Raw genomic sequence first — 26,154 nt, forward strand, 5'->3', positions numbered from 1 at the left:
CCTAGAGGGCATCAAACAGACGCTTTGGTTCCCTGATCCCAGCCCCAGCAGGCCTAGCGGGCATCAAACGCAGGCTTTGGTGCCCTGATCCGAGCCTCAGCAGGCCTAGAGGGCATCAAACGGACGCTTTGATGCCCAGATCCGAGCCCCAGCACGCTTAGCGGGCATCAAACAGCCCCTTTAATTCCCTGATCCCGGTCTCCGCAGACCTCACCCGTCATACCCCTGACACTATCCAATCCCCAGATCGCATGTTTCTCACCAGAACAGCGCACCCTATGTTCGGATAAAATCTTTTCCAATTTGTGAAGAACCTCACAGCCCTTTGCATTCTCATCTGGTATTTTATATAATGTAAAGAGATAATATAACGCATTTAGTACGAAATCGTTTACAATCGTCATATAAAATCAATTCATAGAAAGGTGGACTTACCATGAAGACCATGACAACAGCCTTCGAGGCAAGCCAATTTGCGGTACAGGTTGAGGAGAGTTATCCGTTTGCAGAACATATCGTCCATGTGGAGCACAGTACGACAGCCCCGTGCAGCTTAGTTACGTGGCAGTTCCCCAATCACCAATTTGTGCAGCTTCTCTTCTATACTCCCAATTATGCCGAAATCTTTACGGCTTCTCCGGCCCTTGTCTTGCCCGACGAAGGCGATGATGGGTGCTTCTATACCCAAGGAGAGATCCAACTGTATCTATCTCGAATTAAAAGCCACGAAAGCTAGACCTTCGTGGCTTTCTTCATGAGATCGGCTAGGCGTTGCGCCATTTCTTTTTTCTGAAAAATCGCTTGCGTAAAGGTTCCTTTGCCCACGACATTCCACTCGGTTTCCGCTGTGACTTCGCAGACCACTCGTTTCTCTGTCACTTCGGTGCAAATCGCTTGAAAACGTACCTCCTGCCCCACAACCGCTGGGCCTACATGTTTAATATCCAAGCCATAGCCAGCCCCTTCTTCACTCTCATCCAGATAGGGAAGAATGACCTCACGCCCGGCCTTTTCCATGTAATACACCATCGTTACGGTAGACAGCACGTCATGAACCACTTGGCCGTCAAACGACGGCCGCATGGATTCATCCACTACGATCTTAAACTCGACTTGAACGCCCGGTTTTAACCCGTCCTTCATCGGCTAAACCCTCTCGATAATCGTAGCAATTCCTTGCCCCACACCAATACACATGGTCGCTAAGCCATAGCGAACCTGTCTTCGCTCCATTTCATGAAGAAGCGTCGTGAGAATGCGCGCTCCGCTGCAGCCCAGAGGATGCCCTAAGGCAATAGCTCCGCCATTAACATTGACGCGCTCCTGGTCAATCTTCAATTCTTTCATACTCGCAAGGGCCTGAGCGGCAAACGCCTCATTGACCTCGAATAAATCGATATCGTCCACGGTGAGCCCCGCCATTTGCAATGCCTTACGCGTCGCTGGAACCGGACCAATCCCCATAATCGAAGGGTCTACCCCGGCTACAGCCGATGCTACCACTCTAGCTTTGGGCTTGTAGCCGAACTGGCGAGCGGTCTCTTCTTCCATCAGAAGTAAGGCTGCTGCCCCATCATTCAATCCGGACGCGTTTCCGGCCGTGACCGAGCCTCCCTGACGAAACGCTGGCTTTAGTTTCACCAATTGCTCTAGGGTGGTTTCCGGGCGCGGGTGCTCATCTTGAGCAAAGACCGTCACATCCCCTTTGCGTCCTGGAATCTCCACGGGAACGATCTCCGCCCCGAATTTTCCTTCCGCTAAGGCTTTTCCGTACTTTTGCTGGCTCGAGAGGGCAAACGCATCCTGCTCTTCCCGGCTGATGCCAAATTGCTCCGCCACGTTTTCCGCCGTTTCCCCTAAAGAAATAGTCGGATACATCTCATCCATCTTCGGGTTTACCAAGCGCCAGCCCAAAGTCGTATCATGCATCTGGACATTGCCTCGCTGATAAGCCGTTCCTGGCTTCATCATCACTAAAGGTGAACGAGTCATGCTCTCGGTTCCCCCTGCAATATACACGTTGCCACGTCCGGCCAAAATCGCGTTGGCCGATTGATTCACCGCCTCCAAGCCCGAGCCGCACAAGCGGTTTACCGTGACACCAGGTACCGTAACCGGCAACCCAGCCAATAGCAAGCTCATTCGCGCCACGTCTCGATTATCTTCTCCCGCTTGATTGGCGCAGCCAAAAATGACGTCTTCCACTACCGCGGGATCGAGCGAGTTGCGTTCTACTAATTTACGGATGACCAAGGCGCCTAGATCATCGGGTCGAACGTCTTTTAAAGCTCCCCCGAGCCGCCCGATCGGTGTCCGCACAGCATCAATAATGACCGGTGTTTTCACTGGCTCTCTCCTCCTATCTTTTCCTATAGTGATTCCACTAACGTAGCCAATCCCTGCCCTCCGCCAATGCATAAGGAAGCCACACCATAACGCTTCCCGCGTCGACGCAATTCGTACAGAACCGCACTCACTAAACGCGCTCCACTCATGCCCAGCGGATGACCAAAGGCTATCGCGCCTCCGTTCACATTCGTCCGATCCATCGGCAATCCCAATTCACGAATACAAGCGAGTGATTGAGAGGCAAAAGCTTCATTCACTTCAAACAAATCAATATCATCCACCGTCATCCCGACCTCTGCCAATAGCTTACGGATCGCAACGACCGGACCGATTCCCATAATCTTCGGATCCACTCCTCCGCAGGCAAAGTGCACGATGCGTCCGAGCGGTTGGGCACCAGACTCCTTGAGCTTCTCTTCGCTCATTAGAATCATAGCCGCTGCTCCATCATTAATTCCGGAGGAGTTTCCAGCCGTCACCGTTCCTCCCTTGCGGAATGCCGGTCTTAGCTTCGCCAACGCCTCGAGCGTTGCGTCTCGACGTGGAAATTCATCGGTATCAAAAAAGAGGGTCTCCCCTTTTTTCGCCGGAATCTCAACCGGAACAATCTCTTCTTTCAACAGTCCTTGATCAATCGCGGCAATCGCGCGACGTTGACTTTCTAGTGCGAAGGCATCCTGGTCTTCGCGACTGATTTCAAATTTTTCCGCTACATTCTCGGCCGTATCTCCCATCGTCAAATCTCCATACATGGAAACGGGAGCGGAACGAGGTCCGCCAAACGATTCGATGAGCGTTTGAGATCCACGCTGGTAGGGCTGAGAGAATTTCTCCATAATATAGGGAGAACGCGTGAGGTTCTCGACGCCTCCCGCCAGCATCACATGAGCATGACCGGCTTGGATGGATTGAGCTGCTAAATTCACCGCTTCAAGTCCAGACGCGCACACCCGATTCACCGTCACCCCTGGGAGCGACTCCGGAAGACCAGCTTTCAGCAAGCCGACTCGCGCAATATTAATGAAGGGACTCGCGGAAATCACGTTCCCCATGATCACGCCATCGATCTCCTCGGGTGCAACCGAAGCACGCTTGACCGCTTCCTTCATGACGATGGCGCTTAAGTCATCCATCGGCACATCCTTTAAGCTGCCTCCCAGCTTCCCGATGGGCGTTCTCGCACTGGCCACAATATAAACAGGGTTTTGATTTGGTTTCATCATAATCCGACCTCTTCACCTTTATAAATGTAGAAGCCTTGACCGGCTCGTTGTCCTACTCTTCCCGCCAGCACCATCTTGCGCAACAGCGAGGCAGGTCGATAGCGTTCTTCTCCTAAATCACGGTGCAAGCCGCGAACAATCGCAAATACCTCGTCTAAGCCGATGCGATCGGCCCATTCTAAAGGACCGTAAGGATAATTCGTCCCTTTCTTCATGGCGATATCAATATCTCCAGGTGTCGCAGTTCCTTCCATCACCGTAAACACCGCTTCATTAATAATGAGAGAAAGGATCCGCGGGAAAACCAACCCGACTTCATCCTCTACCACTTCGGTTTCTTTTCCACAAGCTTCGATCCATCCTTGCACCTTTTGGAGCGTCACGTCTGACGTCTGTAAAGCCGGAGCCAACTCTATCAGCTCGCGCTCCGCCAACGGCACCAACGTTCCGAATCCGCACACGCGCTCTGGCAGCGAAGTCCAAGACGCCACTTCCGTTGCGGTTACCGCCAACGAAGTCGTCAGAATCGGAACCTGTGGAGCGAGCCCTGCATCCAATTGACGGATCGTATCTTTTTTCAGCTCTAAATCCAGGTTCGTCACTTCGATCGCAAGGTCGATGTTTGCTTGACCCCCGAGCTCTTCCAACCCAACCACCTTGACCCCTTGACTCTCCATCCAGGCCTTCAGCTCAGCATAGAGAGGGCTGTTACCGGCTAGCAATACGGTTTTATTCGTTGTAGTCATAAAAACCCTCCCCTGTCTTTCTCCCCAACTGACCCGCCTGGACCATCCGCTGCTGGATGCGGCTGGGCTTGAATCGGCCTTCATGGAAGAAGTTCGAGTACACCGATTCCGTCGTCGCAAAGTTGATATCAATGCCGATCATATCTTGTAATTCAAAAGGCCCCATCTTAAAGCCGCCGGCTTTTTTCATGATCCGATCCATTTGCTCTACGGTCGCCACATGGTCGCCTAAAATACGCAAACCTTCATTATAATAGGGACGAGCCACGCGATTCACGATAAAGCCAGGGGTATCGGCAGCCAGTACCGGTACCTTGCCCAGATCCTTGGCAAACTGATACGTCTTCTCTACGTTTTCCTTACTCGACTTCTTCCCGTGGATCACTTCGATTAGCGGCATCACCGGAGCAGGGTTGAAGAAATGAAAGCCCAAAATACGTTCGGGATGCTTCAGTCCACCAGCAATCTCGGTAATCGAAATGGAAGACGTATTGGATAAAAGAAGAGCGTCCGGCGAACAGATGTCTACCAGCGATGAAAAGATCGACTTCTTTAACTCCAATCGTTCCGGCACCGCCTCGATCACGACGTCACAAGCAGCCAACTCCTTCATGTCGGAAACCGGAATCACCAATTGATAGGTTTCTTCTTTTTGCTGCTCCGTGATCTTTCCCTTCGCTACATCTTTAGCTAGGGTGGACTGCAGGTATGCTTGCGCTTTTTCTAATACAGCCGCATTCGCATCCAACAGCCACGTGCGATACCCTTTTCGAGCACAAACCAGCGCGATTCCTGCTCCCATCGTTCCGGCTCCAATCACTCCTACTTGATAAGCCTTCATGGTTTCCTCCTATTTCCCTTTGAAAACGGGTGGTCTCTTTTCAAAGAAAGCCTGCACGCCTTCTTTATGATCTTCTGTTGCCCCCGCAATTTCTTGGGCGTAAGCCTCATATTCTAGCGTCTCTTCTAAATTCATCGTGAGTCCCTTGATCATGGTGCGCTTGATCAGACCAATCCCTTTGGTCGGAAGCTGCGCTAAGCGATCCGCATACGCCATCACTTGCTCCTCGAAACCTTCCAACGGCAGCACCTTGTTTGCCAGTCCGATGCGGTACGCTTCCTCGGCTGTGACTTTATCTCCCGTCATGGCCAACTCCAACGCTTTGCCCAAACCTACCAGACGAGGCAGGAAATAACAGCCACCCGAATCCGGAACCAACCCGATATTGACGAACACATCGGTAAACGAGGCTTTTTCCGAAACCAATCGGATATCACATGCCAGCGCTAAGCTCATGCCAGCTCCAGCCGCAATGCCATTCACCGCCGCAATGATCGGCTTTTCCGTTTTCTGCATTTGCATAATCAAAGGGTTGTAGCGCTTGCGCAAGAACTCTCCGAAGTCGATATCGACGCCCTGCACTTCGCCTAAATCCTGTCCGGCATTAAACGCCTTCCCAGCCCCTGTCAGAACAATGGCGCGTACTTCTGAATTTTTATCCGATTTCTTGAGGGCATCCATCAATTCCTTATGCATAAGCTCTGTAAACGAGTTGAATTTATCTGGGCGGTTCATCGTAATCTTGGCGACACGGCCTGCCAATTCATAAAGAATCGTTTCGTACATCGATTTAGCCCTACTTTCCTGTGAATTTGGGACGGCGCTTCTCTACGAAAGCCTTCATCCCTTCTTCTCGATCTTCACTAGCAAATAATAAATAGAAGCAATTGCGTTCATATTCCATTCCATCGAGCAGAGAGCTGTCCATCGCCTTTAAAACGGATTTCTTGATCATCCGAGCAGCCACGGGAGGCTGAGCGGCAATCTGCTGGGCCAGCTTCATCGCTTCCTGGAAATACACTTCCACCGGAACAACTCGATTGACAAGTCCGTATCTCAACGCTTCTTCCGCCGAAATTGGCTCCCCGGTCAACAACATTTCCATCGCCTTGACCTTCCCGACCGCTTTCGTTAAGCGTTGGGTTCCGCCTGCACCCGGCATGACACCGAGCTTGATTTCCGGTTGGCCAATTTTCGTCGTTTCCGAGGCAATGACCATGTCGCAGCTCATCATCAACTCACACCCGCCGCCAAGCACAAATCCGCTCACCGCTGCAATCAAAGGCGTGTTGACCTTACTCAAGCGGTCCCAGGCCTTAAACTGATCTTTCAAGAGAATGGAAACGACCGCTTCATCGGCCATTTCATCAATATCCGCCCCAGCAGCGAACGCCTTGTCATTCCCCGTGAGAATCACGACGCGGATGGAGGGATCGTGATCGATCCGCTCCAACTCCTTGACGATCTCATCCACAATCTTGAGATTGAGCGCATTCAAGACCTGCGGGCGGTTCAAGGTGATGATCCCTACGGAACCCTCCGTCGACACTTTAATAAACTCATAGGACATCGAGCGTTCCTCCTAAGCTAGCACCTTATTGCGATTATCGACAATTCGCACCGCTTTTCCTTCGCTGCGCGGAAGGGCATTCGGCTTGTGGAGACGAAGGACGACCGACACCCCGAGGGCATTCTTCATATCATGGCCAATCGCTTTTAACAGCTTGCCGACTTCCGGACTTGCACTTAAATCTTCAGCTTGGTTCATGAACTCTTCGGTCACTTCGCAGTGAACTTCAAAGCGATCTAGCGCACCATCGCGTTCAATCACCACTTGATAGTTAGGAGCCAGCTGCTTAAAGCTTAATAAAACGGATTCAATTTCCGTTGGGAACACGTTCACACCACGGATGATCAACATGTCATCGACGCGTCCTTTAATTCGAGACATCCGCAAGGACGTACGTCCGCACTTACATGGTTCTGGATTCAAGGATGCGATGTCACCTGTACGGTAACGAACCACAGGGAAGGCTTCCTTCGTTAAAGAGGTAAAGACCAACTCTCCTTCTTGGCCATAAGGCAGGACTTCTCCGGTATTCGGATCAATGATTTCCGCTAAAAAATGATCCTCGGCAATGTGCAAGCCATCTTGCGCGTCATAGCACTCAATGGATACCCCTGGCCCCATCACTTCACTTAAACCATAGATATCGATGGCTTTAATATCCAACTCTTCTTCTAACTGCGCTCTCATTTCTTCGGACCATGGCTCCGCTCCAAAGATTCCGTATTTCAAGCTGGTTTCACGCGGATTCTTGCCCAAGCGCTTCATTTCCTCCACGATGTTGAGCGTATAGGACGGCGTCGCCGCAATCCCGCGGGGCTCGAAATCTTCGATTAGCGTAATTTGACGCGGGGTATTGCCACCGGAAATCGGAACCGCAACCGCTCCCATACGCTCGATTCCGTAATGCAATCCGAGTCCGCCCGTAAACAAGCCATAACCGTAAGCATTGTGAAAAATATCTCCTGGCACTCCGCCCGCACAACACAGCGCACGCGCTACGATTTCCGACCAGTTTTCAATATCCTTCTTCGTATAGCCTACAACCGTTGGCTTTCCTTTCGTTCCGGATGACCCATGAATCCGTACCACTTCCGACATTTCTACTGCAAATAACTTAAATGGATAGTTTTCGCGGAGATCCGTTTTCTTCATGAAAGGAACCTTTTGCAGGTCCTCTAGGGATTGGATATCCTCTAGCTTGACACCCGCTTTGTCAAAGTTTTCTTTATGGAAAGGAACGTTTTCATAGACGCGCTGAAGCGTTTCCTTTAACCTTTCGAATTGAAGCTTTTGCATATCCTCTCGGGCCATCGTTTCCATCTCAAGATTGAATATCATTTTGTCTCCTCCTCAGCTCTCAACTTTTTTATCTGAATTTATAGTCAATTAAATTTATTCCCCTTGGAAAACCGGTTTTCTCTTTTCCCGGAATGCCTCTAGCGCTTCTACTCGATCTTTCGTCGGAATAATGACTTCATAAGCCTTGGATTCCAAATCCAAGCCTGTCTGCATATCCACACTGCTGCCTTTGTCAATTGCATACTTCGCCTGATACACCGCTAAAGGTGCATTGGCCAGAATCTCGTTAGCGAGGCAATGCGTCAGTTCGGTGAGCTGTTCCTGGTTTTCGGCTACTCCATTCAAGAAACCGAACTCCATGGCTGCGCTTGCCGAGATTTTGCGTGCGGTCAAGATCAGCTCCTTCGCTTTCGATGGCCCGATGAGTCGAGATAAACGCTGCGTTCCACCCGCGCCTGGAATGATTCCCAAGCTCACTTCGGTCAGTCCCATCATCGCTTCCTGTACAGCATATCGAAAATCGCAAGCCAGCGCCAACTCAAATCCTCCGCCAAAAGCGTATCCATTGATGGCCGCAATCGTGGGCTGGGGAAGTCGTTCAATGGCTGTGAACACATCTCGAATCTTTCGGACATTGCGCCGAACCTGCTGCTCGTTCAATGTACGCCTTTCCTTTAAATCCGCACCTGCACAAAAGGCTCGACCTTCTGCCGCCACAATGACCACACGGCTTTGTTTGGATTCGAACTGAAGCTGATCCACGATCTCGCCTAACCGGACAAGGGTCTCATAGTTCAGGGCATTTAATTCTTCCGGCCGATTTAGCCTGATGGTGGCGATATGGCCGTTTTGTTCTAACACTACAGGTTCTTGATTCATCGCTTTTTTCCCCTTTATTTCACTCGAGCGTAAGTACCTAAGGCAATGGCCACCAGCGTACCGTCATCCGTCGTTACCTGCGCTTCCATAATAATCAGCTTGCCGCCGCTTTTGATGATTCTCGACCGAGCCTTCAAGTATTCTCCTCGCGCGGGCGCCAAGTAGTTGATCTTGCTTTCAACCGTCACACATTTCTGAACGCCATCCACATGTGGAGCTGCCCCATGTCCCATCGCGACATCCGCCAGGGTGCTGGTCACACCGCCATGAACGACGCCTTCGATGCTATTGTAAAGCTCAGGCCTAATCTTCAATAGAGCCGTGCAGCCTTCGTCATCAATGCTCTCGATCTGAATTCCCAGATAGTGATTAAACTTATTTTTCGTTTCGTAGCTCACCCACTCACCCCTCTCTTGAAGGGGGCCGCCTCTTCGGCAGCCCCTCTTTCCTGTTTAAGCTTCCTCGACCGGTATGAAGTAATCGCTTTTCCGATAAACCAACGCATCCAAAATCGCGACGGTTTCTTTCTCGCTCTCGACTCGAATCCGGTACCAAGCCGTTCGAGACGTCCGATTCTCTTCCACTGCCGTCGCTCTCAAGCGCGTGCCTTCCCAGCTAGCTGCCAAAAAACCAATATTCATCGACAAGGCCACCGAGGTTTTTCCATAGGAATTACTCGCTACCGCAAACACCACGTCCGCTAAGGAAAAAATCACGCCCCCATGGGTGCTACCATGAACGTTGAGTAGGTTGGGCTTTACGACGACCTCCGCCGTAGCTGTCCCTTCTCCCACTTCGATCAATTCCACCCCCAGGAACCTGGCGAACGGATCGTTTTTCAGCTTCTCACAAATTTGTTCGTAGTATTTCTGATGAACGTCGCGGTCATTCAATTTCGGTTTCAATGGAACCGCCTACTGCACTTCCGCAAAGTGCATGGAAACCAATTTTCCTGCGAAGCCCATTAAGTCTTTTCCAGCTGCTTTTCCTTCTGGTGAAGACAACGCTTGCAACAAGGCTTCTTTCGTTTCAAAATACATCTCGGCGATCAGATGCAAGTCACTTTCCCCCATCGGAGTGCCATAAATTCGGTTCACTTCTAGCTTGAGCAATCCAGGCATTTTTGCTGCCAAGGGAGCATGAACTTCATTATAATGTTGGTCAAAAGCTTCTACATTTTCCGGTTTACGATAAATCGCGATCAATTTTACCATCTTACATCTCCTCCATTTTTATAACGTTATTTTTATATAACGTTATTTTTACGTATCCTATGTTTTTAGTATATTAATAATGTTAATGGGGGTCAAGGCTTAATTTTTTCAAGCCTGTATGACCGTCGATTCGCGCTTGCTCCGCAGATGTAACCCCATACAACCGATCCCGCCTAAGAAGCAAACGAACGCGGATAAAAGGAACGCACTCAGGTAAGATCCTGTTAGATCAACCAACGCCCCCGTAACCACCGGCGACACAAATTGCCCAACTCCAAATAATAGGGTAATAAAGCCGATCGCTACCGGCACCTTCACGGGATGAATCAGATCCCCTACCGCCGCTACCATTACCGTAGGCACTCCCCAAAGGGTAACAGCATACAGAATGGTCTCCACAAGCAGGATAGCCGGTTGATGGGTCATCGTGAAGGCGATGAGTAAAATGGACTGTGAAGAATAGATGAGAAACAAGGCGGCCATCCTGCCCATCCGATCCGAAATGCTCCCCCAAATAAACCCACTCAAAATGCTCGCAAACCCAGCCACGGCAAACAATTGCCCGGCCGATCGCTCACTTAACCCGTTATCCTGAATGAGATAATCTACAAAAAACGTCGAGAACGCCAGATAGCTAAAGCCCCATGTTAAGTATATGAAGCCTACCATCCATAAGAGCTTGTTGCGGTAAATGGTTTGAGTTTTTTCAGAGGTGGTTGCCCCTTGGGTGGACGCCGCAGGTTTTGCCGGCTGTTTCTCTTGTCCATAGGGTTCAATTCCGATCTCGCCTGGCTCATTCTTCATATAAATAAGATTCAGCAGCCAGAAGATCATCACGGCTCCAGCCAGCAAAAACCAGCTCGTCCTCCATCCCTCCGAGGGATCGTTCATCATTAAATAAGGAACAAATATCCCACTTATTACCATACCAATACCCGAACCGGCATTCACTACGCCCAAAGCCATCCCTCGATACCGCTGACTAAACCACTTACCCACCAATCCCAGACTGGTTACATTTCCTCCCCCTGCCCCAATTCCAATGATCAAACAGGAGAAATAAGCACTCCAGAAGCCTTCAGCTAATCCACTCCCCACCATCCCTAGGATGGTCACGAACAGTGAAGCTAAAATCACTTTCTTGGCGGTAAATCGCATCACGGCATATCCTACCGTCAGGGCACTTGCCAAATACCCCAAAAAAACAGATGACGCAATGAGACCTGTCTGGCTATAGTTCAATTGAAGACCTTCCTTCATAAAGGGAATAATCGCCCCCAAGGAAAACCTCCCAAACCCCAAACAAGCGAGCAGATTCAGCGTCGCAAGAAACAAAATGAACCAGCTCTTATGCCATTTTTTACTCATTTCTCCCCCTTACCTATCACGCAATATTTATATGACGTTTTTAAAACGAATAACCTATTTACAGTATAATAATAGTTCGAAGGGTGGTCAAGTTTGATTTTGTCATTTCAAAATAGTTACAAAATTTTTAGTAGGAGGGAAAGTGGGGAGGGGGCGAGGGGCGGGTAGGTGGGGCTTGGGAAGGCCAAGATGGGGCAATAGCCGGAGAATTCCGGTTATTTTTTGATGACGAGGGTCGAGGAGTGGGAATAGTCGTAGATTTCCGGCTATTCCGGGGGTTAAGGTAGTTAGGAGGGGGAGAATGAGCTCAATAAGCGGAAATGTACGGCTATTGGGGTTGGTTTCTCCTCGAGCGTGAAGAATAGTCGTTAAACTACGGTTAATCTTTTAGTTGCGCATCCGAGGGCAGACTGGGTTCAAACCCTGTCCGAATGGCGCCTCGATTCGGACTCACTCTCGCTTTTAGCCACCCGCCTCCCCCTACCTCCTAAACCCCTCTCCCAACACCTCATTCGCATTCGTAAAGATGACAAACGCGTCTGGATCCGTTTCCTGAACGAGCTTCTTTAACGCATTGATCTCACTCTGGGCGACCACGCACAACAACACCGGCCTCTCCTTCTCCGTGAACCCACCGTACGCCGGCAAACGTGTCACCCCACGATCCAGATCATAGAGGATGGCCTCTTGGATCTTCCCCAGATTCTCCGAAATAATAAACGCCATTTTCGACACCCCAAGCCCTACCTGAATTACGTCAATGGTTTTACCTGTCACATAAAGAGCAATAAGGGCATACAACGCGAGTTCCGGTCCGTACACCATCGCCGCGCCAATCACGACCAGCCCATCAATCAATAACACGGCAATTCCCAACGAAATCCCTGTATACTTATGAAGGATCTGTGCCACGAGATCGGTTCCGCCTGTTGACGCATTCCCTCGAAACACGATCCCGAGTCCTAATCCGACCCCCACTCCCCCATATAAAGCGGCAAGCAATGGCTCTGTGGTAATCGTCGGCCACCCTTCCGTGAGGAAAACGAACAAGGGCAAAATGATGGTTCCCGTAATTGTCTTTACCCCAAACTGCCTCCCCAGCAGGACGAACCCTAATCCGATCAGCAACGCATTCAGCCCCCACTGTGTAAAGGCCGGTCGCCATCCGAACAAGTCCTTCGTAATAATACTAATCCCGCTTACCCCGCCCGAAGCAATATTAAAAGCATTCAAAAACATATTAAAGGCGATCGCGACCATAAAAGAGCCCACAATCAAAAAGATGTACTCCCTCACCACGATCATCCATGGATCTTCTTTTCGCTCTCGCCGCTTATTCACTACTTGCGCCATCTTCATCGACAACCCATCTTAAAAATTAATTGATTTATCATAGTTTATCCTCTACCCCCATAAACAACCAAACGGCTTCGTAATTATAGTTAACAACATTTTTTTACATAAGAGAGGAGATTTCGACATGAACAAACATTTCAAAATCACAACAATGGGAATCTTAGCTGCCAGCTTGCTTTTCTCCCACGGGGCTTTAGCAAGTAACGAAAAAGCCGGCAAGGAAAACAAAACCGTAGTTACTGCAGAAGCAGAAGCAGAAACAACCGTTACTGCAACAACTGACGTTAATGCAGACAAATATTTAGATAAAGTTCAACGCATCCAGGCCAAACTGGATCAGTTCACGGCTCAAGATGTCCCAGCGACTGCCCTAGAAGGTAAAGTGGGATCCATTCAAAACCGTACGGATGCCTTAAAAGCTCAACTAGAAGAGCTTGCTGAAATCGAGAAAGAAGTCGCCACTCTTGAAGGGGAAGAAGCTAAAACGGCTACGCACTCTCTAGCCGCGGTTTACGTGGAACTTGGCAAATTAGAAGCAGCCCTCAAAGTGCAAACCGATCTAGCCAAGAAACTTCATGAAGAAACAGACGAAGAAATCTTAAAGCAATACAAAGAAGTAGGAAAGCTCCTCAAGCAAATGGGTAAAGTAGGCGTAAAAGCCCTCGTTAACGGAGCTGAGCCAACTATGGACGTACAGCCTGCAATCGAAAACGGACGCACCCTTGTTCCTTTCCGCGCTATGGCTGAAGCTTTAGGAGCTGAAGTAGCTTGGGACGCCGATAAGCGCACCGTCACCGTTACGAAGGAAGGCACAACCGTTGTTCTCACCATCGACAGCATGATCGCTACCGTGGACGGAAAAGAGTACAAGCTCGATGTCCCTGCAAAAATCAAGAACGGCCGTACCGTGATTCCTCTTCGCTTCTTGAGCGAATCTTTAAAAGCAAAAGTATTATGGGAGCAAGAAACGCAAACGGTAGTCGTGATTGAACCGACGTCAACCGAGGAAACCGCAACTACTGAAGAGAATCAAGATCAATAAAGAAAACCTAAAAAAGGCTATCACCCCGGTGATAGCCTTTTTTCATCGAATAATGTCAGGGTTACGTGAGATACTTGTATTAAAAACTAAAGGGGATTCCCGTGGCTCTTTCTTTTTCCATCACCATCACGATTCTCTTGTTGCATGTATTCATTCTTTCTAAAAAGAAGCTATCCTTCTTGCATCAATCCATCACGTTTATGCTCATCGGATTGTTGGTGAGAAATTACTTTACCACGATGAATATGGTTTTGAAATGGCTCAAAACCACGGAAAATCCATTCTTATTCATCGTCTTTCTTATCAACCGAGAACTTCTCATCCCTTTAACGGTTCTGATTTTCGTTAATCTGTATTTATCCCATCCCCATAGTTGGGCGAAAAAACTGATCTTTTTCTTGACAGCTTGGGTCTTCCTGCAAGGACTGGAATGGGTTGCTCTCCATTATAAGGTGATTCAACACCTGAAGTGGAACTTGGGGTTCGCTGGGATCTTGAACGGTGCTTATCTCCTCATCGGGCTAGGGATTGCCAAGCTCCTCTTATTTCTGGCAAAATCGGAGGATTACCAAGATGACCGTAATTTATGAGCAATCTTTTGACGCCAATGAATGGTTTGTCATCCTTAATCTAGTCGTCATGCATGTTCTCATCCTCATTAGCCCCAAGATCCTCCCCTTATTGGAGGGCTTGGCCCATTATCTTTATGGACCTTTTATCGGCATGTTTTGGGACCATACCATCAGCGTCAGGCCGTGGGATTTCTACGATGTCAATGATAATTCTTCCTATCAAGTCATGGATGTTTTCAGTTACATCATGTTTGGTCCTTATTCTTATTTCGTGATCTATCTCTATGTAAAGCTAGGTATTAAAGGTTATACGCATATCCTGTATGTCATCGTGTGGGCCGGTCTCGCCCTGATCATGGAGTGGATCGGTGTCCAACTGGGACTCTATCATTATGATAAAGGCTATCAGATGTACTGGTCTTTCCCGATTTACTTGTTAACGCTAGGAATGCAGATCGTCTATCATCATCTCATACAAAAGGAAAAAAAGGCTAACACTCCTTAACTTCACGAGTGCTAGCCTTTTTCATTTAGTCATTCATCTGCTTTCGCAGAAACGCATTAATAAAATGATCAATCTCGCCATCCATCACGGCCTGCACATTTCCGGTTTCTTCTCCGGTGCGGTGATCCTTCACCATGCTGTAAGGATGGAACACATAAGAACGAATCTGGCTTCCCCAGCCAATTTCCTTTTGCTCCCCGCGGATCTTGGCTAGCTCGGCTTCCTGCTCTTCGATCTTCTTTTCGTAGAGACGGCCTTTTAAAATCTTCATCGCTTTTTCCCGGTTCTTGATCTGAGAACGCTCCGATTGACAGGTCACGACAACACCGGTTGGAATGTGGGTAATCCGAACGGCCGAGTCTGTCGTGTTGATGTGCTGCCCACCTGCTCCACTGGAACGATAGGTATCGATCTTCAAGTCCTCGGTACGGATTTCCACATCGACATCATCTTCGATTTCCGGAACGACGGAGCAAGAAACGAACGACGTATGACGACGACCGGAGGTGTCAAAAGGCGAGATGCGCACCAGACGGTGCACGCCTTTCTCCGATTTCAGGTAGCCATAGGCATTATACCCTTTGATCAAGAGCGTGACGCTTTTGACCCCCGCTTCATCCCCAGGAAGATAATCCAGGGTCTCGACCTTGAATCCTTGTTGGCCCGCCCAGCGCGTGTACATGCGCAAAAGCATTTCCGCCCAGTCCTGCGATTCGGTTCCCCCTGCACCCGGGTGGAGCTCCAGGATGGCGTTGTTTTTATCATGAGGACCGCTGAGCAAGAGCTGCAGCTCAAAGTCACTCATGTCCTTGATCAATCCCTTCACGCCCTCTACGAGGTCAGGCAATAAGGATTCATCCTTTTCCTCCACCATCAGCTCCAGCATCATGGACAGATCTTCCTGGCTGCCGTTCAGCTCGTTGACCTTCGTAACCGAATCTTTCAGCACATTCACTTCGTTGATGACCTTCTGAGCCGCTTCATTGTCATCCCAGAAGGTCGGCTCAGCCATTTGGTTTTCTAACTCGGCAATGCGCTTTTCTTTATAATCGAGGTCAAAGAGACCCCCTGATCTCAGATAATTTTTTAGCTATGATGGATAGCTCGTTGCGCAGTTCAGATACTTCCACCTGCATCACTCCCCATGGCAATTCTTATATTTCTTCCCGCTCCCGCAAGGGCATGGATCGTTTCGTCCGATTCTGTCTTCCTCACGGCGAACGACGGTTTTTGGCGTTTCATCCTTAGGATTCACAGCCTGCCCCCGAGCAATTTCCTGGCGCTCTAAATTATTTACAGACACGGCCGCTTTCATGATATAAGTCGCCACTTCTTCTTCAATGCGCGCAATCATATCATTGAACATTTCAAAGCCTTCAAACTGGTATTCGCGTAAAGGATCGGTCTGTGCATAGGCACGAAGGTGGATACCTTGGCGCAGGTGATCCATCGCATCAATATGATCCAGCCACTTGCTGTCCACGGAGCGAAGAAGGACCACTTTTTCAAACTCGCGCATATTCTCAGCACCGATATACTCTTCACGCTGAGCGTAAAGATCGTTGATCACCTGATGGAACTTCTCGGTGATCTCTTCCGCTTCTCTACCCTTGATGTCTTTTACCGTCAGCACGCCTTCTTCCAAGAAGGTTGCATTCGCCTGTTCGATTAAACCTTCCAGGTTCCATTCCTCTGGCACTTCGCTTTCCGGGCAGAACTGCTGGATGAGGCGATCTACATGAGAGTAGATCATCTTAATCACGATCTCGCGAAGATCCGTGGATTCTAACACTTCACGACGTTGCTTGTAAATCACGGAACGCTGCTGGTTCATTACATCATCATACTGAAGAACGACACGGCGCACGTCAAAGTTATTTCCTTCTACGCGCTTCTGAGCGGCTTCGATGGCACGAGAAACCATGCGGCTCTCAATTGGCACATCTTCTTCCATCCCCAAGCGTTCCATCATATTCATGATATTCTCCGAACCGAATCGGCGCATCAATTCATCTTCCAAAGAAAGATAGAACTGAGAAGAACCTGGATCCCCTTGACGACCCGCACGGCCGCGAAGCTGGTTGTCAATACGGCGGCTCTCGTGACGCTCGGTACCCAGGATATGAAGACCTCCAAGCTCATGAACCCCTTCACCTAGCTTGATGTCCGTTCCACGACCGGCCATATTGGTGGCGATCGTCACCGCACCCTTTTGCCCAGCGAGTGCCACAATATCGGCTTCCTTCGCATGATGCTTCGCATTCAATACGGTGTGCGGAACGCCCTTTTTCTTGAGCATCGCAGAAAGTAACTCGGATTTATCAATCGTCGTGGTCCCGACCAAAATCGGCTGACCAGTCTTATGACGCTGTACGATTTCTTCCACGGCGTTACGGTACTTTGCTGCTTCGGACTTATAAATCATATCTGGCATATCAATACGAGCCACTGGGCGGTTCGTTGGAATGATCACAACATCCATGCCATAGATCTTCTTAAATTCCTCTTCTTCCGTCTTCGCCGTACCGGTCATCCCGGACAGCTTCTCGTACATACGGAAATAGTTTTGCAGCGTGATCGTAGCCAAAGTCATGCTCTCATTCTGAACCTTCAAGCCTTCCTTCGCTTCAATCGCCTGGTGCAACCCGTCGCTGTAGCGACGTCCCTGCATCATCCGTCCGGTGAACTCATCGACGATGATGATCTCCCCGTCTTGAACGACGTAATCCGCGTCACGCTTCATAATATATTCCGCACGCAGGGCATTTTGGATATGGTGGTTCAAAATCATATGATTCGCATCGTATAAGTTATCGATGTTGAACGCTTTTTCGATGCGAGACACCCCATCATCCGTCAACGTGATCCCGCGTGTTTTTTCATCAATGGCAAAATGCTCTTCCTCTTTCAGCATCTTCACAAAACGAGCCGCTACATGATAAAGATCCGTAGACTTCTGCGCTTGTCCCGAAATGATCAACGGCGTACGCGCTTCATCGATTAAGTTGGAGTCCACCTCATCGACAATCGCATGGTACAGGTCACGCTGAACCATGTTTTCTTTGTAAAGAACCATATTGTCACGCAAATAGTCGAAGCCAAACTCGTTGTTCGTCCCGTAGGTGATATCGCAAGCATAAGCTTCACGCTTTTCCTCTGGGCTCATTCCTGAACGGTTCAATCCAACCGTCAAGCCCAAGAAGTTATGAAGTTGCCCCATCTCCGCCGCATCACGTGCAGCCAAGTACTCGTTCACCGTCACCACGTGAACGCCACGTCCCGTAAGAGCATTTAAATAAGTAGGAAGCGTCGATACGAGCGTCTTCCCTTCCCCGGTCTTCATCTCGGCAATCCGGCCATCGTGGAGAACCATTCCCCCGATCAGCTGCACATCGTAATGACGCATGCCCAAAACCCGCTTAGAAGCTTCACGAACCACCGCAAAAGCCTCAGGAAGAAGATCGTCCAGCGACTCTCCCTTTTCCAAGCGCGATTTAAACTCCGCCGTCTTCGCTTTTAATTGTTCATCCGTTAGTTGTTGTATTTGAGGCTCAAGGCCATTAATCGTTTCTACCCGCTTGTAGAGCTTCTTCAATTCTCTTTCGTCAGAAGAGCCAAACAGCTTCTTCATTAGTCCTAACATAGGGAGATAGCTCCTTCCAAATTTAAAACTGATCCTAACAATTTATTTTACTGTAAACAGGAATGCAAAACAAGGAATGGATAGTTATATTCTTCTTTAATATACGTGGGGAATTGGAGGAAAGTTGCGGGTAGTGTTTCCAGGTGGGGTGGGGGTCCCCGCCCAGGGCTGTGGTTCGGCGAAAAAACTACTTTATCCGGCGATTTCCCGGCTTTGTCCGGCGAAATTCACACCTAGTCCGGCGAACCGGCCCCCGGTGGGGTAACGACACCTTGTGGTCCGGCAAAAAAACCACTTCGTCCGGCGATATCCAGGCTCTGTCCGGCGAAATTCACACCTAGTCCGGCGAACCGGCCCCCGACGGGGTGCCGACACCTTGTGGTCCGGCAAAAAATCCACCTCGTCCGGCGATATCCAGGCTCTGTCCGGCGAACCGGCCCCCGACGGGGTGCCGACACCTTGTGGTCCGGCAAAAAATCCACCTCGTCCGGCGATATCCAGGCTCTGTCCGGCGAGATTCACACCTAGTCCGGCGGAACCGCCTCCAGGGGGCCCCTTTACACCGCAGTCCGGCGAAAAAACCACCTCGTTCGGCGATTCTCAGTCTTTGTCCGGCGAAATCTACTCCCCGTCCGGCAAATCCGCCCCCGCGGGGTAACGACACCTTGTGGTCCGGCAAAAAAGCCACCTCGTCCGGCGATATCCAGGCTCTGTCCGGCGAACCGGCCCCCGACGGGGTGCCGACACCTTGTGGTCCGACGAATCCACTCGTATATACCAAAAAAGACCCCCTTCGTTCGAAGGAGATCTCTTCCACTTGCTATTCTATTCTACTTCCGGTTCGATTAAACCGTAACGTCCATCTCTACGCTTATATACGACGCTTACCGCATCGTTCTCAGCGTTAGCGAAGACGAAGAAATTATGTCCTAACATATCCATTTGAAGAATCGCTTCTTCAGCGTCCATCGGCTTCAATGCGAAGCGCTTGTTGCGGACAACTTCAATCTTATCTTCTTCATCCTCGTGTACTGCACCATTCACTGGCTCAGCAAACAAGGTCTTTAAGCTTCCTTCTTGGCGGAACTTACGATTCACCTTCGTCTTGTGCTTGCGGATTTGTCTCTCCAACTTCTCCACAACCAAGTCTGTAGCAGCATACATATCCGCATGCGTATCTTCAGCTCGAAGGATCACTCCAGGCATTGGAATGGTTACCTCAATCGTATGTTCATCGCGTAAAACCCTTAGAGTTACATGAGCCTCAGTGGATGGGGAAATATTGTCAAAATACTTCTCCAAGCGACCTACCTTTTTCTCTACATACTCTCTCAAGGCTGGTGTTACTTCAATATTCTCTCCACGGATGTTGTATCTCATAAATGCAACTCCTCCTTTCGGTGTACTTACTAACTTCTCCATCTTACATCAAAATCCTTCCACATTACGACAGAAATTAATCAAGTTTGATGAAATATTTGTGAACAACAGGAGGCATTTTTTATGTATGGTAAAAGCGGGAACAAAGCACTTTTAAAATGCAAAAAAGACCCCGGATCGAAATCCAGGGCCTTGGGGATGCCTATGTTATAGCTTTACAACGTTAGCAGCTTGTGGTCCACGAGCGCCTTCAACGATGTCAAACTCAACGGATTGGCCTTCTTCAAGAGTCTTGAAGCCATCTCCTGTGATTGCGGAGAAATGTACGAATACGTCATCTCCACCGTCTCTCTCGATGAATCCAAAACCTTTTTCTGCGTTAAACCATTTAACTTTTCCTTGCATGTGCTTTTACTTCCTTTCAAGTGTAAACTTAATGGGCACTACAAACTGACCCTTCATTAGTATGTACAATTTGCGTGGATTCCATTAGAAAAACTATACCATGGGTGGGCGGGGGTTGTCAATTATTAGAATAGGGTATTGGTATGACTTTGAAACTTCCTTGTGTATAGTTCTTTTGCTTCTTAATATCTTCTCTAATTTATAGGAAAGAAGTTCTATAAACTTGTTAAAATTTGGTCCATATATACCGATATATACAATGATCAACAAAATTTACTAACTACTAGTCGATTTTTAGGAAGAGGAGAGAATTTATGAAAAAAGTATGGACTAAACGTTTACTCGCTTTAAGTTTAAGTACCAGTTTGATTTTACCTGTTTTTTCAGTTGTAGGTGCTGAAACCTTAAGCTTGTCAACTAAAAGTGGTGTATCGCTAAATATCAAGTCTTCTGGTGCTGAAATTAAAAACAGAACGCTACAAACAACTACAAATCGCTTCGATTTAGAACTGGATCTCGACCCTCCTTCTGGAGTAACCATTGCCAGGGTATACTACGTGAACGCCAATGGGGAGGAACAAGACCTAACTGACAAACAAGTAATTCAAAATTATCAAATGAACAAAAACGGCAAAGAAACCCTAGTGATCAATATTGAGGGGACGGATGCCAACGGAAAAGAAATAAAAGACAAATTTAATATCCAAGTCGAGTACTTAAATCGGGCCATCCCTGGAGGGTTCTATTACACGAATTATGTCGGTGGTTCAAAAATCGATGCCTTTAACGGTTCTGTGTCCGTTCAATTCCCTAGTAGCAGTTTCCTGACCCGAATTGACAATAATAATATCCTAGCGCCTAATCAAACGTTAGGCTTCAACGTCCTCGATGGAATGAAAGAATTGAATCGAAACACTGACAATACGGGTGTTACATTCTTGAGTCCATCTTTCTACATCTCATCCAACGGCGATCCTGATGACCAAATTGATGCTGATTTTTCGCAACCAGGGTACATTACTTTAGCTTATGGCTTTGACGATGTGCTTAGAAAAGACGGAAATATGAACACTGATGTATCACTATACAACGTTACAGTAGTTCGCGAAGATGATAACGGAAATTGGATTCCAATTGGAGGTATTGTTGACTCGAAAAAACGTACAATAACGGCTCCAATGTCTCAGTTTGGTAAATATGCTGTAGTTTCCAACAATATTATCTATAGAGATTTGACAGATTGGGCAGCTCCTGCGTTAATGGCACTCGCACATAAAGGGATCATCTTACCCGACAACCCTTCTGAAGGTAAACTGAAGACCAGCCTAGAGGCTAATATTAATCGCTTAGACTTTATAGTCATGCTAGCCAAAGCCATGAACTGGGCTCCACAAGAGTATAATGGGGCGTTTGTCGATCTTAGCAAGCACGGAGGAACAGTTAGTTCCCCTACATTTCTAGTAAATGAGTTACCGTTACGAGGCATTGCTGCATATGCCCATACATTGAACGTTACAGTTGACTCCGGTACTCCTTTAGCCATCCCAGTACAAAAAGGAGATACCGCCGCACAAATTGCAAATAGAATTATGCAGACTGCAATAAATGATGCAACTATCTCGAGCAATTACGATATCAGTTTATCGAGTTCAAGTGTTTTCTTTACAGGGGTAGATAGTAGCGTCACTTCATCTAACATTGTAATTGAAACTGCTGTTGCAGGGTCACTCTCTTTTACAAGTAATACAAATAACGTAGAATTTACTGGGAGTGCTCCAGACTATCATGCTTATATATTAACAGCTAAAGATAGCAATTCCGATGACTTATTCAGCTTTGATTTCGCCGTAGCGAAAGATGATGACCCAACAGCTATTGCACGCAAAATTGAACTAGCTGCACCTTCTACCGTTACCAGCAAATATACGGTATCAAGAAACACTATCGGGGACCGTATTAGCTTCACAGCTACTGGTACAAATACGGCTGTTGACAGCATCACTATCACCGCCAAAGCAACTTCTACCGGTATTTCTGGCTCACAGGTTATCACACCAGCAGGTATAAACACCGACTCACAAAGACAGGACAAATATGATGGGCGTGGCTATATTATGGCTGCACTGCTTAACGGCTTAGTTCAGGGCAAGGCAGACGCAAACGGTAAAATCCGATTGGATCCAAATGGCTCCTTGACCCGCGAAGAAGCTGCTGTATTTGCGGCACGTGCCTTAAAGTTAAAAATAAGCAATTACTCGACACAGGAAATACAAAAAAACGATAAACAATTAGAAAAGTACTACTCGGACCATACCGAAATTTCCAACTGGGCTAAGCCTTATGTCAGTGCTGTGACTAACGCCAAGATCATGTCCGGGAATGGGAAGAGCTTTAAGCCTCATGACAAATTGACGATTAAGGAAGCTGGGGCTTTAGTCTATAAGATTATGATTGATCAAAATTTATTCGGAAAATAATATGTATTCATCCAATGAGACTGAACCCAAAAGTGGAAAATACCACTTTTAGGCTTCAGTCTCTTACTATGTCATTAATTTATTGTCTTTAAACCCAAAAAGAAGATGTCCCTATGTAGCCATGCTCTAGGACACCCTCTTTGTAAATTTCATGTTAAGTGAAAACTTAGGGTCTTAACTTTCTATCAATAAAATAACCCTCGCTACTAAATTGTTTTCCTGAGTACAAGGTACTTACTCTTTTTGAAGAATGCAACTTGTTCATTTCAGCTTCGATTTGGCACTTCTTCTCTTCCAGTAGCTGCATCAATTTTTTCTCTCTAATGACAATAGTTTTAAGAAGCCCATTGAACTCCTCTGCTGATTTCTCTCTCTCACCAACTGTAACACCCTCATCAAGTCGATCAATCTGTGAGATGATTACGTAACGTTGTCTTAAACAGCTCTCGAGCTCTTCAAACTCTTCTCTTCTCAATAGATCTTCAATTACAGTAATGCTATCCATAAAGTCGTATAATAGCTTTTCTTTTTCAAGCATATACATTTGGGTATCCCTACTTCTTAGCCAATTTCATTGCTTCAGCCCAAGTAAGGGCAAAGTCTTCGCAGTACCCCTTCACTTCATCAAGTATCTCTGTGTCTTTCTTGATATTGGCCTGGATCAATCTACTCAATATATACTCATAAAGGGTCATAAAATTTTGAGACATCGGTACATCCATATTCAGGGTAACCATGAGCTCACGAATAATATCTTGCGCCTTTAAATTGTTCGTATTGGCATCATCTAACCTACCATCAAGAATAGCTTGCTTAGATGCATTAATAAACCGAACAGCTCCGCGATATAGCATTAAGGTAAGCTCGGCTGGTGAAGACATGGTCACTTGATTTTGTTGATATTTTTGGTAAGCTAACATACTCATAAGTTTTTCCCCCTCTAATTAACCATCCTACTATCTTCTTTCATCAACTAAAATCCCTGCTCGCTCCCACATTTTCGCTACCATATCCAGCACCTTCTCTGGAGGGATCTCTCGAATAACCTCCTGGGTCTGCGAGTTAACCACCTTTACCATAATTTGTTTGGTCTTTTCGTGGATAGAGAATTTCAGGTTCGTGTAAGTACCTTCTAAAGCCTTATTGGCCTTCTCAATGGCCTTAATTACAGACTCCTCGGTAACAGAGGAATCCTTCTTTTTATCTATCGGTTCCATCTGTTGATTTACAACCTCTTTCGTTCGCACATCCTCAACAAATCCCTCTGCATCATTCACGGGATTGGCAGATGTAGCCAATGGTGACGTTGGGTACATTGAGCTAGATCCTGAAATTTTCATTTACTCGCCTCCCTGCCTTCTACTTATTATCTTCCCTGCCCCATCTGACTCATTAACCAGTTGCTTTGTGCGCTCATTTGCCCTATTGCCTTTTCTAACGCAGCAAATTGTTTAAAATAATTGTTTTCCTTTCTTTTCAGCCGATCCTCTAAACCAAATAGGCGATTATTCAACCTTGAAACTTCTTGGCCGATAGTTGAATTGTCAACGTTAATCTTGGCATTGGCAAAACCTGCTTTCTTACCAATCTGATCAATAGCGAGATTGAGATTATCATATAAACGCTGAGCTAAACCGGACTGAGAACTGTCAATTTTTCCGTCCGATCCTTCGACCTTAATGGTAAACAGATCGATGACTTGATCTGGATTATTCGCGATCGCTTCTCTAAGCTTGGATTCATCAATCTCCAGCTTTCCATGCTCACGGAAGTTTTTTGAAGTGTTTATTCCGATCTCACTGAGCATCTTCATTCCGGATAACGCATGTACCGGCTCTGAGAGAGAACGTCTCATAGAACTGGTGATACTACCAAGGATGGAGGACTCGCTTCTGAGTAATCCACTCTTCGCTTTTTCTTCCCATTTCTTCACTTCGTCTTCCTTCATTTCCTTCTTCTGCTCATCCGTAAGAGGCTGAAACTCTCTAAAAGTTTTCTCTTCCAATCGAGAATGGATATCGGCTATCACTTCGTTGTATCGATTAACAAAGGCTTTAATTTTATCGAATATGGAGCTTGTATCCTGCTGACTCGTAATCGTAATTGGATCCGTGGTCTCTTTTAACAGCGTGTAGGATATCCCATCGATGGTAAAGTCATTGCTGCTTCGCTGAGTTTCTAACCCATTAAGTTTAAAAATAGCATTACTCCCAGAGACGTTCACATCACTATGGAAACCTAGCGCCTGCATAAGACCACTGTCATTCTGTGATTGCTGGAGAGAAATGGAGGAATTGCTTCCTGTTGTCTTGGTAACCATACTGAAGATTCCGCTTTGTACGTCAAAGTTCATCTTCACTCCAGCTTCTGAGCTGTTCACCTTTTGCATAAAGGATTGGATGGTATCCGACTTACTAGCTGAAATATTGACACCATTCATAGTGAACGTAAGATTGCCCTGATCATTAAAGGTGATAGACCCAGCTCCTAGCTTCTGATCTAATTGCTCTAAAGTCATACTCGAATCTACCTTATAGCTTTGGTTATTTTGAAATCCCAGCCGATCTAGCAACGTACTGGAATCGGAGTTCTTCACGATAAGCTGAGGAGGCAGCTGCTCAGGTTCACTGCCTGAGGCAGGTTTATATCCAGAAGGGGTAAAGGAAATTTCATTGGAGGCATTGATAGAGACCTCTACTTTTCCTGCTCCATAGGCTTGATTAATCTTGGTTTGTAAAGCCGCAATCAGATCATCGTCTCCACCTATAGAGTACGTTTTAGCATCTAACGTAATGGTCTTGGAGACACCATCTAACTCCATAGCAAAACTATTATTGGTGGCATCTAGGGTAAAAACGTTAGGGTCAGCTGCATCCATCTTCAAAGGAGTACCCGTCAAGCCTAGAGAGGATGTTGAATTCACGGAGGAGCCCACCGTGGTTCCTACCGATGCTAGCTTAGACACTTCCAACCGATGGGTAGCAGCCTGTGTCGACCCTCCGTTGGCAACCTTCACAAACTGCTCATGGGATGAGGTAATTTTGGTCGTGTTATAGTTACTAGAAAAACGCATATCCTGCATCATGGTGCGCAGGTCCAACAATTTACTATTTACAGCTCGAAAAGCCTCTTGCTTCCACGATAGAACTTGTTTTTTAGCGTGAATTCGATCCACCGGTATACGCTGGACTTGCATCATGCTTTTTACCATGCTCTCTGTATCCATTCCTGTCGCTAATCCGGTGATACGTAGATTACTAGACAATGCGGCCACCTCCGAACGAT

28 protein-coding genes are annotated in these 26,154 nt (G+C 47.5%); 5 read left to right on the forward strand and 23 right to left on the reverse strand.

Features of this window, described 5'->3' with window-relative positions:
* Nucleotides 1–167 precede the first annotated feature (167 nt).
* On the reverse strand, nucleotides 168–404 hold the full coding sequence (locus EIZ58_RS33825; protein WP_167577941.1) for a hypothetical protein: 237 nt from the start codon (nucleotides 402–404) through the stop codon (nucleotides 168–170).
* A gap of 32 nt (nucleotides 405–436) precedes the next feature.
* On the opposite strand from EIZ58_RS33825, the gene EIZ58_RS24750 reads away from it, so the two are divergent.
* A complete protein-coding gene (locus EIZ58_RS24750; RefSeq protein ID WP_134703655.1) occupies nucleotides 437–736 on the forward strand; it encodes a hypothetical protein in 300 nt (99 codons plus the stop codon).
* On the opposite strand, the gene EIZ58_RS24755 is transcribed toward EIZ58_RS24750, so the two are convergent.
* From EIZ58_RS24755 to EIZ58_RS24825, 14 genes are all read right to left on the reverse strand, one after another.
* Nucleotides 733–1,143, reverse strand: a complete 411-nt coding sequence (locus EIZ58_RS24755) for a thioesterase family protein (RefSeq protein WP_134703656.1) — start codon at nucleotides 1,141–1,143, stop codon at nucleotides 733–735. The two genes, EIZ58_RS24750 and EIZ58_RS24755, sit on opposite strands and share 4 nt — an antisense overlap.
* A gap of 3 nt (nucleotides 1,144–1,146) precedes the next feature.
* Nucleotides 1,147–2,346: a thiolase family protein gene (locus EIZ58_RS24760; protein ID WP_134703657.1), complete on the reverse strand. Its 1,200-nt coding sequence runs from the start codon at nucleotides 2,344–2,346 to the stop codon at nucleotides 1,147–1,149.
* Nucleotides 2,347–2,369: 23 nt separating this feature from the next.
* Nucleotides 2,370–3,569, reverse strand: a complete 1,200-nt coding sequence (locus tag EIZ58_RS24765; RefSeq protein ID WP_134703876.1) for a thiolase family protein — start codon at nucleotides 3,567–3,569, stop codon at nucleotides 2,370–2,372.
* Nucleotides 3,569–4,318: a 3-hydroxyacyl-CoA dehydrogenase family protein gene (locus EIZ58_RS24770; RefSeq protein ID WP_134703658.1), complete on the reverse strand. Its 750-nt coding sequence runs from the start codon at nucleotides 4,316–4,318 to the stop codon at nucleotides 3,569–3,571. The genes EIZ58_RS24765 and EIZ58_RS24770 overlap by 1 nt, the downstream gene beginning before the upstream one ends.
* A complete protein-coding gene (locus EIZ58_RS24775; protein WP_134703659.1) occupies nucleotides 4,302–5,159 on the reverse strand; it encodes a 3-hydroxyacyl-CoA dehydrogenase NAD-binding domain-containing protein in 858 nt (285 codons plus the stop codon). The genes EIZ58_RS24770 and EIZ58_RS24775 overlap by 17 nt, the downstream gene beginning before the upstream one ends.
* Before the next feature lie 9 nt (nucleotides 5,160–5,168).
* Nucleotides 5,169–5,945: an enoyl-CoA hydratase-related protein gene (locus EIZ58_RS24780; RefSeq protein ID WP_134703660.1), complete on the reverse strand. Its 777-nt coding sequence runs from the start codon at nucleotides 5,943–5,945 to the stop codon at nucleotides 5,169–5,171.
* 10 nt (nucleotides 5,946–5,955) lie between these two features.
* Nucleotides 5,956–6,729 carry an enoyl-CoA hydratase-related protein gene (locus EIZ58_RS24785; RefSeq protein ID WP_134703661.1) on the reverse strand — a complete coding sequence of 258 codons (774 nt, stop codon included), beginning with the start codon at nucleotides 6,727–6,729 and terminating at the stop codon, nucleotides 5,956–5,958.
* A 12-nt stretch (nucleotides 6,730–6,741) separates the two neighbouring features.
* Complete coding sequence (locus EIZ58_RS24790) at nucleotides 6,742–8,067, reverse strand: phenylacetate--CoA ligase family protein (protein WP_134703662.1); 1,326 nt, start codon at nucleotides 8,065–8,067, stop codon at nucleotides 6,742–6,744.
* Nucleotides 8,068–8,121: 54 nt separating this feature from the next.
* Nucleotides 8,122–8,907, reverse strand: coding sequence for an enoyl-CoA hydratase-related protein (locus tag EIZ58_RS24795; RefSeq protein WP_134703663.1), 786 nt, complete (start codon nucleotides 8,905–8,907; stop codon nucleotides 8,122–8,124).
* 14 nt (nucleotides 8,908–8,921) lie between these two features.
* Nucleotides 8,922–9,305 carry a PaaI family thioesterase gene (locus EIZ58_RS24800; protein WP_134703664.1) on the reverse strand — a complete coding sequence of 128 codons (384 nt, stop codon included), beginning with the start codon at nucleotides 9,303–9,305 and terminating at the stop codon, nucleotides 8,922–8,924.
* 54 nt (nucleotides 9,306–9,359) lie between these two features.
* The gene (locus tag EIZ58_RS24805) at nucleotides 9,360–9,812 is read right to left on the reverse strand and encodes a PaaI family thioesterase (protein ID WP_134703665.1); all 453 of its coding nucleotides are present in this window, start codon (nucleotides 9,810–9,812) and stop codon (nucleotides 9,360–9,362) included.
* Between the two features lie 9 nt (nucleotides 9,813–9,821).
* Nucleotides 9,822–10,121: an EthD family reductase gene (locus EIZ58_RS24810; RefSeq protein WP_134703666.1), complete on the reverse strand. Its 300-nt coding sequence runs from the start codon at nucleotides 10,119–10,121 to the stop codon at nucleotides 9,822–9,824.
* Between the two features lie 108 nt (nucleotides 10,122–10,229).
* Nucleotides 10,230–11,489 (reverse strand): MFS transporter, encoded by a 1,260-nt coding sequence (locus EIZ58_RS24815; RefSeq protein ID WP_134703667.1) that lies wholly within the window; start codon nucleotides 11,487–11,489, stop codon nucleotides 10,230–10,232.
* Between the two features lie 480 nt (nucleotides 11,490–11,969).
* Nucleotides 11,970–12,848, reverse strand: coding sequence for a YitT family protein (locus EIZ58_RS24825; protein WP_370297807.1), 879 nt, complete (start codon nucleotides 12,846–12,848; stop codon nucleotides 11,970–11,972).
* 121 nt (nucleotides 12,849–12,969) lie between these two features.
* Here EIZ58_RS24825 and EIZ58_RS24830 point away from each other — a divergent pair, with 121 nt between their 5' ends.
* The 3 genes from EIZ58_RS24830 (at nucleotide 12,970) to EIZ58_RS24840 (ending at nucleotide 14,964) form a co-directional block, all read left to right on the forward strand.
* Nucleotides 12,970–13,887: a copper amine oxidase N-terminal domain-containing protein gene (locus tag EIZ58_RS24830; RefSeq protein WP_134703669.1), complete on the forward strand. Its 918-nt coding sequence runs from the start codon at nucleotides 12,970–12,972 to the stop codon at nucleotides 13,885–13,887.
* A gap of 101 nt (nucleotides 13,888–13,988) precedes the next feature.
* On the forward strand, nucleotides 13,989–14,477 hold the full coding sequence (locus EIZ58_RS24835) for a hypothetical protein (RefSeq protein ID WP_134703670.1): 489 nt from the start codon (nucleotides 13,989–13,991) through the stop codon (nucleotides 14,475–14,477).
* Entirely contained in the window at nucleotides 14,461–14,964 is a 504-nt protein-coding gene (locus EIZ58_RS24840) for a hypothetical protein (RefSeq protein ID WP_134703671.1), read from the forward strand. Before EIZ58_RS24835 ends, EIZ58_RS24840 begins: the two co-directional genes overlap by 17 nt.
* A gap of 25 nt (nucleotides 14,965–14,989) precedes the next feature.
* Here the strand turns inward: EIZ58_RS24840 and prfB are convergent.
* The 4 genes from prfB to cspD all read right to left on the reverse strand — a co-directional run bounded on the left by prfB (nucleotide 14,990) and on the right by cspD (nucleotide 20,392).
* Nucleotides 14,990–16,100 (reverse strand): peptide chain release factor 2 gene (gene prfB, locus EIZ58_RS24845; protein ID WP_370297802.1). Its coding sequence is split into 2 segments (ribosomal slippage): nucleotides 14,990–16,021 and nucleotides 16,023–16,100, totalling 1,110 coding nucleotides; the frame shifts between segments, so codons are not numbered across the junction.
* A complete protein-coding gene (gene secA, locus EIZ58_RS24850) occupies nucleotides 16,100–18,607 on the reverse strand; it encodes a preprotein translocase subunit SecA (protein WP_134703673.1) in 2,508 nt (835 codons plus the stop codon). Before secA ends, prfB begins: the two co-directional genes overlap by 1 nt.
* 825 nt (nucleotides 18,608–19,432) lie before the next feature.
* Nucleotides 19,433–19,987 (reverse strand): ribosome hibernation-promoting factor, HPF/YfiA family, encoded by a 555-nt coding sequence (hpf, locus tag EIZ58_RS24855; RefSeq protein WP_134703674.1) that lies wholly within the window; start codon nucleotides 19,985–19,987, stop codon nucleotides 19,433–19,435.
* Nucleotides 19,988–20,194: 207 nt separating this feature from the next.
* Nucleotides 20,195–20,392 carry a cold-shock protein CspD gene (gene cspD, locus EIZ58_RS24860; RefSeq protein WP_134703675.1) on the reverse strand — a complete coding sequence of 66 codons (198 nt, stop codon included), beginning with the start codon at nucleotides 20,390–20,392 and terminating at the stop codon, nucleotides 20,195–20,197.
* A 314-nt stretch (nucleotides 20,393–20,706) separates the two neighbouring features.
* On the opposite strand from cspD, the gene EIZ58_RS24865 reads away from it, so the two are divergent.
* Entirely contained in the window at nucleotides 20,707–22,869 is a 2,163-nt protein-coding gene (locus EIZ58_RS24865; protein ID WP_134703676.1) for an S-layer homology domain-containing protein, read from the forward strand.
* Between the two features lie 166 nt (nucleotides 22,870–23,035).
* Here the strand turns inward: EIZ58_RS24865 and fliT are convergent, their stop codons facing one another.
* Genes fliT through fliD form a run of 4 tightly spaced genes read right to left on the reverse strand, consistent with a single transcriptional unit; the run spans nucleotide 23,036 to nucleotide 26,134 of the window.
* Nucleotides 23,036–23,413: a flagellar protein FliT gene (gene fliT / locus EIZ58_RS24870; protein ID WP_134703677.1), complete on the reverse strand. Its 378-nt coding sequence runs from the start codon at nucleotides 23,411–23,413 to the stop codon at nucleotides 23,036–23,038.
* A gap of 10 nt (nucleotides 23,414–23,423) precedes the next feature.
* On the reverse strand, nucleotides 23,424–23,795 hold the full coding sequence (gene fliS, locus EIZ58_RS24875; RefSeq protein ID WP_134703678.1) for a flagellar export chaperone FliS: 372 nt from the start codon (nucleotides 23,793–23,795) through the stop codon (nucleotides 23,424–23,426).
* A 30-nt stretch (nucleotides 23,796–23,825) separates the two neighbouring features.
* Nucleotides 23,826–24,209 (reverse strand): flagellar protein FlaG, encoded by a 384-nt coding sequence (locus tag EIZ58_RS24880; RefSeq protein ID WP_134703679.1) that lies wholly within the window; start codon nucleotides 24,207–24,209, stop codon nucleotides 23,826–23,828.
* A gap of 26 nt (nucleotides 24,210–24,235) precedes the next feature.
* Nucleotides 24,236–26,134, reverse strand: coding sequence for a flagellar filament capping protein FliD (gene fliD / locus EIZ58_RS24885; protein ID WP_134703680.1), 1,899 nt, complete (start codon nucleotides 26,132–26,134; stop codon nucleotides 24,236–24,238).
* Between the last annotated feature and the right edge of the window lie 20 nt (nucleotides 26,135–26,154).

It is taken from the genome of Ammoniphilus sp. YIM 78166 (assembly GCF_004522215.1).
GTDB lineage: Bacteria > Bacillota > Bacilli > Aneurinibacillales > RAOX-1 > YIM-78166.